Source organism: Caldalkalibacillus mannanilyticus JCM 10596, assembly GCF_000615945.1.
Classification (GTDB): Bacteria; Bacillota; Bacilli; order Caldalkalibacillales; family JCM-10596; genus Bacillus_AT; species Bacillus_AT mannanilyticus.
Map to the genome: position 1 here is coordinate 74,481 of NZ_BAMO01000020.1, position 6,691 is coordinate 81,171.

Annotated in this window: 4 protein-coding genes and 1 pseudogene; 2 read left to right on the forward strand and 3 right to left on the reverse strand. The window is 39.6% G+C overall.

Annotated elements, in window-relative coordinates; translation table 11 throughout:
* Positions 1-3: 3 nt before the first annotated feature.
* The 3 genes from JCM10596_RS12305 to JCM10596_RS12315 form a co-directional block, all read right to left on the reverse strand.
* The gene (locus JCM10596_RS12305) at positions 4-888 is read right to left on the reverse strand and encodes a carbohydrate ABC transporter permease (protein WP_025027385.1); all 885 of its coding nucleotides are present in this window, start codon (positions 886-888) and stop codon (positions 4-6) included.
* Positions 889-982: 94 nt separating this feature from the next.
* Positions 983-2,269 (reverse strand): ABC transporter substrate-binding protein, encoded by a 1,287-nt coding sequence (locus JCM10596_RS12310; RefSeq protein WP_025027386.1) that lies wholly within the window; start codon positions 2,267-2,269, stop codon positions 983-985.
* 26 nt (positions 2,270-2,295) lie between these two features.
* On the reverse strand, positions 2,296-3,270 hold the full coding sequence (locus JCM10596_RS12315; RefSeq protein ID WP_025027387.1) for an SIS domain-containing protein: 975 nt from the start codon (positions 3,268-3,270) through the stop codon (positions 2,296-2,298).
* Positions 3,271-3,496: 226 nt separating this feature from the next.
* Here JCM10596_RS12315 and JCM10596_RS12320 point away from each other — a divergent pair, with 226 nt between their 5' ends.
* Positions 3,497-5,323 (forward strand): hypothetical protein, encoded by a 1,827-nt coding sequence (locus JCM10596_RS12320; protein WP_025027388.1) that lies wholly within the window; start codon positions 3,497-3,499, stop codon positions 5,321-5,323.
* A gap of 230 nt (positions 5,324-5,553) precedes the next feature.
* A pseudogene (locus tag JCM10596_RS27845) lies at positions 5,554-6,691 on the forward strand (hypothetical protein); the annotation flags it as partial.

The window sequence follows — 6,691 nt, forward strand, 5'->3', positions numbered from 1 at the left end:
TTTTCATTCATCCTTTCCTGTACGAGACAATCGGAGTTGAATAAGAGCCAGGATAGCAGTCAGTAAAAAAATCAACACAGCTAATGCTGAGGCATAGCCCATATTGTCTTTGACAAAGCCTTCCTGATACATATGAACAGACATGGTGGTGGAACTAAAACCAGGTCCCCCGTTTGTTAGAATGTAAGGTTCATTAAAAACAAGCATTGAGCCTGTAATAGTGATCAGGGTGTTGACAAAAATACTCTCTTTTACTTGAGGGATTGTGATGCTAAAGAATCTTCTTATTTTACCGGCTCCGTCCATTTCAGCTGCCTCATATAATTCTTTTGGAATTTTCTGAATTGAAACGATAAACAGGATCATGATAAACCCGATACTTTGCCATTGAGACATAGCGATAACTGCATAGATCGCAGTAGTAGAACTTCCTAGCCAGGGCTTTGCCAGCTGTTCGAGTTCGACCAAGGCAAGAAAGCTATTGAGAAGTCCCATCTGTGGGTTATAAATAAAGCCGAAAAGCAAGGCGATTACAGAGATAGAGATCATAACAGGCATGAAATAAACCACTCTGAAAAAGGGAGCGACTCTCCTAAATACCTTATCTTCAAGAATATAAGCTAAGACTAAGGCAAAGGCAACCTGAAAAATAACTGAAATCACAGCATACTTCATATTATTTGTCAGAGCCACTCCGATCACCTTGTCATGCCAAAACAGTCTGATATTTTCCCAGCCAACAAACGTTTTGGTTTGTGAAAAGACGGAGAAAGAATAGAAACTGTTATAAAAATTTTGTAAGAGAGGCAAAAAAACAAAGACAGCTAAGATGACAAGACTGGGAAGCAAGAACAAGAAGGACATGGCATTCTTTCTGAACGTGGACATGCGTTCACCCCTTTCTAATAGAATTAATCAAGAGTTATGATTTCTAAGGTTCAGATACTCACCTCTGAACCTTAGAAAAAGGGGAAGATAATCTTTATTCATTCTTTAATCGTTCTGCTCGTTTTTGGACCTCACTCATGATCTCTTCAGGCGAGGTTTGACCTATGGCTAGGGATTGTCCCCCTTTCATGAAAATGTCTGCAATATTAATATTGACGGCATTATCAAACCATGGGGAGGGGGCAGAGGCATTTAGAAGCAGCTTATAAGCTTCCATACTTGCCGGTGAAGTATTGTTCTCATCAACAGCTCCTTTTATGGCATTTAATTGTCCATCTGTTTTGGTAAATTCGTAAGCGGTTTCAACAGAAGTCAAAAACTTCAAGAAATCAATGGCTTCTGGTGGTGCATTCTTACTTAGCATCCAACCTTCTGGTGCTCCCGTTAGCGCATCAGGATCTCCTTTCCCCTCAGCAAAGGCAGGGAAGTTGAAAAATCCAAATTGTACGCCTCCTAAATCCTCGACTAATTTGATTTCTGCAAACTGCATATAAACAATCGGGATTTCACCCTTACCAAACATATTTCTAGCAGTTTCATGATCAATCGCTGTGGACAACTCTCCCATATAAGTTGTTAGCTCTTTGAATACCTCTAATCCTCTGAGATACCCTGGGTCCGTAAACTCACTTCTTTTCACATCATAGTCTAGAGCGGTCACATTAGGATCTAAGAGTCTTTGAAAAATCGTTCCCATGTAATGTGAGATCGCCCATGTATTTGTCAAGCCTTCAACTAAAGGCGTTTCATAGCCCGCGGCTTGAAGTTGATTTAGTACCCGAATAAACTCGTCATATGTTTGAGGAACTTGGATATGATTCTCTTCAAAAATATCCTTATTGTAAAAGAACACTTTTCCATCAATCGTAAAAGGAACTCCGTAGGTCACATCGTCAAAGGTAAAGCCACCAAACTGACTCTCCATAATATTTCCAGACCACTCTTTGTCTTCTTCTAGAATATCATTTAATGGTTTAATTCTTTCGGAAGATACGAGATTTAGAGCAAATGAGTCTGACCAAGAGGTGAAAATATCTGGGAGATGATCATTGGACACGAGCACTCTAATTTTTTCTTTGTAGGAATCATTCAATACAGCATCGACGTTGATCTTGACATGTGGATTTGCCTCCATAAATTCTGCTGCTTTTTGCTCATAAAAAGATTTTCTTGGCTCATTAGGCCATCTATGAAAGAAGTTAATCTCCACGATTCCTTCTGAATCGGTTTCAGGAGAAGAAGTAGAGTCAGAGGAAGAACAAGCGCCGAGTGTAGAAAAAAGAAACAGTACCGTTACGATGAATGCAAGGGTTCTTTTCATTGAGATCGCTCCTTTTTCATTGGATTTTAATATTCCATTTTCCACATATAACGTCGAACAGATAAAGGATGCCCAGTATGCTCAGCTAAGCCATCAGCATATTGTCTGAGTACAGCTCCAACAATGGCAGGTCCATAATACTCTCTAAGATCATCATCAATACCCGTATAATCTAGCTGTGCTACATCCACAACCTCTACTTTTTGACTAAACTTTTTAGCAAAATCAATGGCTCTTTCGTCTAAAGCTCTAGTTGCTCCTTCCCCCTTAATAATCAAGAAAGGAACGTCATAATCCGTGATTTCAAAAGGTCCATGGAAAAACTCTCCCGAATGAATGGCATTGGAATGAATCCAGAGCATCTCCATTAAGAGACAGCTTGTAAATGAATAGGCTTGATGATAGTAAGCGCCACTTCCCATCGTATAGATGATTTTTTCTCTTTTATGGTCACTGCCAAACTTAAAAGCCTTTTCAAAAGTTTGTTTTTTGTTTGTTTCAAAGAGATCTTCCAAATGGATCAACTGACGTAAGATTCGTTCATATTTTTCGTTAGGGAATAAAGCATGTAGAAGTCCAAAAATAAGGCGATAATACATCCCGACTTCACCCTCTATCGCGTGAGAGCCGTCTTTGTAGTTGTAGTGAACAGTGTACTCTGCGGCTTGACACAGAGGAGAGTCTACCTCCATCGAGATGGCAATGGTTAAGGCTCCTTTTTCTCTGGCTAATTTCGCTGCTTCAACCGTTTCAGGCGTAGTTCCAGAATGAGAACGAAGAATAACAACACTGTTTTTACCAAGTCCTTGTGGAGAAGAATGGACAAATTCATTTGAGGTAAAGACTCTGCTTGGAATCGAAGTTTCCCGATCAAAGAAATAATCTCCTGTAGCAAGTGCAGCCATTGATCCTCCGCAAGCAACAAAATAAACGTTCTTCACTTCCATTGTTTTCACGGCATTTACTGCTTCTGTAATTTGATTGACATGTTCTTGATTCATTTTTACACCTCCAAAAAATATAACATCATATGATGTTATATTTTTTATAATAGTTTCATTGTGTGAATTTGTCAATTGTTTTTTGAAAAGATTCTGTCAATTTTAATTGGGTTTTGTGTTATAACCTAATTTAAGCTTTCTTGTGACTAGTGACTATGTAGGGGCATATTCTGCAAGTAGCATGATAGTAGACATTAGATTAGAAAGAAAGGAGTAGGTAAGATCAATGAGCAGAAAAAAAAGAAGCGTAAGTATGAAACGAAAAATCCAGAATCCCACTTTATATGAGGATCATGCTTCTTGGCAAAATAATGAAGAACCAGATCCACAGGAGATTGATAATGATTTATTAATTTTAGAAGAAATAGATGATTTCCCCTTCTTTGAAGAAGCACCTAAGTTAAAGGAAGAAGCACCTAAGTTAAGGGTAGAAGAACCTAAAGTAAAGGAAGAAGAACCCAAGTTAAGGGTAGAAGCTCTTAAAGTAAAGGAAGAAGAAAGAAAGCGAAAGCGTGTTGACATCATTGAAAGACCCTTGACACAAGCCCCTGTTGAAACGTTAAAGGAAAAACAAAGTGATCCAAAAGATCCGATTCTTTTTACTGATGACCTGATTGATGAAGCCATTACGAATGAAAAAATTGCCAAAGGAGCTGTAGATGGAGCCAAAATAAAAAAAGGGAGCATCGATACGGATCACCTCAATGACTTTATTATCACTCAATCAAAGCTAGCTAAGAATAGTGTAACCAGCACGAAAATTGCTCCTCGTTCAATCGATCAGAATCATCTAGCCGATCGTTCGATTTCTGGAGATAAATTGATTAACAGATCTATTTCTGGAGAGAAGCTCCAAGACAATAGCATAACTTCAGACAAGATTGTTGACAGAACCATCGATTCGATGAAAATTGCCGAAGGAGCGATAGAGGCTAAGCATTTTAAAGAGCTATTAATTCATACCGAGCATATTGAAGATCAGTCTATTACATCAGAAAAAATTCGTAATGGCTCCATTCAGCTTAATGACCTAGCCAATAATATCATTAGTTCGGCAAAGCTGATGAAAGAAGCTGTAACATCTGAAAAGCTGGCTGAGCGATCAATTGCTTCAAAACATATTCAAGAGAAATCGATTGACGAAATGCATTTAAAACAAGAAATCATCCTTACCCATCATTTATCTGACCACGCAGTGACAGCCTCAAAAATTGCCCCTGAAGCGATTTCAACCAATAAGCTTTCAGATGCAGCGATCACTAGTGAAAAAATAGCGGATCAGGTCGTGAGTACGAGGCATATCAAGGAGGGAGATATTACTACATCTAAAATAGCCGATCGCTCCATTACAACGAATAAGCTCTCGGATCAAAGTGTGACTTCAGAGAAGCTGGCACAGGATGCTGTACAGAATCAGCATTTAGCAGCTGGAGCGATCACGACAGATAAAATAGCCGATGGGCTTATTCATTCAAAACATATACAGCATGGAGCGATTACTACTGAACATCTCCTAAATGGAGGAGTGACACCAGAAAAAGTAGCTTTAAAATCACTCAGCCATAAGCATATCCAGGATGAATCTCTTACAGGAAAACAATTGGCGAATCATTCCATTTCATCTGCTAAAATGGCAAAACACTCGATCACCGAAGAGCATATAGCTCCCTCTTCTATCACAACAGATAAAATAGCGGATCAATCAGTGACAACAGAGAAATTAGCACGCGGCTCTGTTCATGCAGAAAATATAGCGGAATATTCTGTGGACTCTAAAAAAATTAAACCAGCAGCGATTGAAAATCAACACATTGCTTCCGAATCGATTACAACAGATAAAATGGCGAAACGTTCCATCACAACAGAGCTTCTAGCTCCAGGAGCAATAAAAACAGAACTGCTAGAGGAGCGAAGTGTAGATGCCGATCGCATTGCCACAGAAGCCATTCATAACCGCCACTTAGCACCTGGCTCTATTACAACAGACAAAATGGCAGAGGGCAGATTCATGCTAGACATATCCAACAACAGGCGATCCAAACAGACCATCTAATCGATCGTGGCATCACCACGGAAAAACTAGTAGATCAGTCCATTACAACGAGAAAACTGGCAAACCAAGCAGTAACGACAGAAAAGCTAGCGAAGGAATCGGTAACAAATTCCGTTCTAGCAGATCAAAGTGTAACTTCAGATAAGCTAGCTCCTCATACAATAGGTGGTAAGCATATTCTTAATGAAACCCTAACAGGAGAAAAATTAGCTGATTATGCTGTAAATACAGTGAAAATTGCTAAACAAGCTATTACAACCGATCGTTTACAAGAAGGAGCGGTGACCACAGGAAAGCTCGCTGATGAAAGTGTTACAATGGAAAAGCTTGCCGATGGCTCTGTAAGCTCAGAGAAAATTGCAGATCAAGGCATCAGTTCAGAGAAAATCAAGAAGGCTGCGATTAAACCGATGCATATCGCTCCTGAATCTATTTCAAAGGATCATCTAATGGATTCCTCTATTTATCCGCAGCATATTGGAAAAAGCGTCATCACCCCCCACCACATTAGTCCTGGGGCTATTACGAGCCAAAAGATTGCTCAAGCCGCCATTCATTCTGATCATATTCAAGTAGAGCAGGTCAAGACGGAGCATTTAGAAGAGCACAGTGTGACGAATGAGAAATTGGCAAACGGTGCTGTATCCAGTGAAAAAATAGCTCCAGATTCCATCAAGAGCTCTCATATCCAAGAAGCATCCATTACCAATGAGAAAATAGCTGAGCGTTCTGTTGATGCCTCCAAAATAGCTCTAGAATCCCTTACAACAGACCTATTCATAGATCAGTCGATTACCAGTGAAAAAGTGAAGAAACATGCCATTAAAACTGAACATCTTGAACCAAAATCTCTGATTACTGAGCATTTATCAGATGGAATCGTCACAACAGCCAAGCTAGCGCAAGGAGCCGTTGGCAGTGAACAAGTGCAGGATGGATGTTTAACAGAAAAGAAACTAGCAGACCAAGCGATTACAACAGACAAAATAGCTGATCAAGCTATCTCCTCAGAAAAATTGATGGACCAATCTATCACGAGCAGAATAATTGCAGATCAAGCGATCCGATCGGAGCATATTCATCCTGAATCGATTTCCGCTACTCATATTCAAAAGGGAGAAGTAAAAAACAATCATCTTGAACCAGAAGGGGTCACTAGTGAGAAAATAGCTCCAGATGCGATTCAGAGCAGGCATATCCAAAATCATTCGATATCAACAGAAAAGCTAGAGGAGCATTCGGTAACAAGTTCCAAAATAGCAGAAAAAGCGATTACCGCAGAGCATATTCTAGAGGGTGAAGTGAAAAGTCATCACCTAGAAAAAGAAGGAGTAAGCAGTGAGAAAATTGCCTTAGAGGCGATTCAGA

What these genes read in the sequence shown, in the direction of transcription:
- JCM10596_RS12305 (WP_025027385.1), bottom strand. Translation starts at nt 888, where the DNA reads ATGTCCACGTTCAGAAAGAATGCCATGTCCTTCTTGTTCTTGCTTCCC.
- JCM10596_RS12310 (WP_025027386.1), bottom strand. Translation starts at nt 2,269, where the DNA reads ATGAAAAGAACCCTTGCATTCATCGTAACGGTACTGTTTCTTTTTTCT.
- JCM10596_RS12315 (WP_025027387.1), bottom strand. Translation starts at nt 3,270, where the DNA reads ATGAATCAAGAACATGTCAATCAAATTACAGAAGCAGTAAATGCCGTG.
- JCM10596_RS12320 (WP_025027388.1), top strand. Translation starts at nt 3,497, where the DNA reads ATGAGCAGAAAAAAAAGAAGCGTAAGTATGAAACGAAAAATCCAGAAT.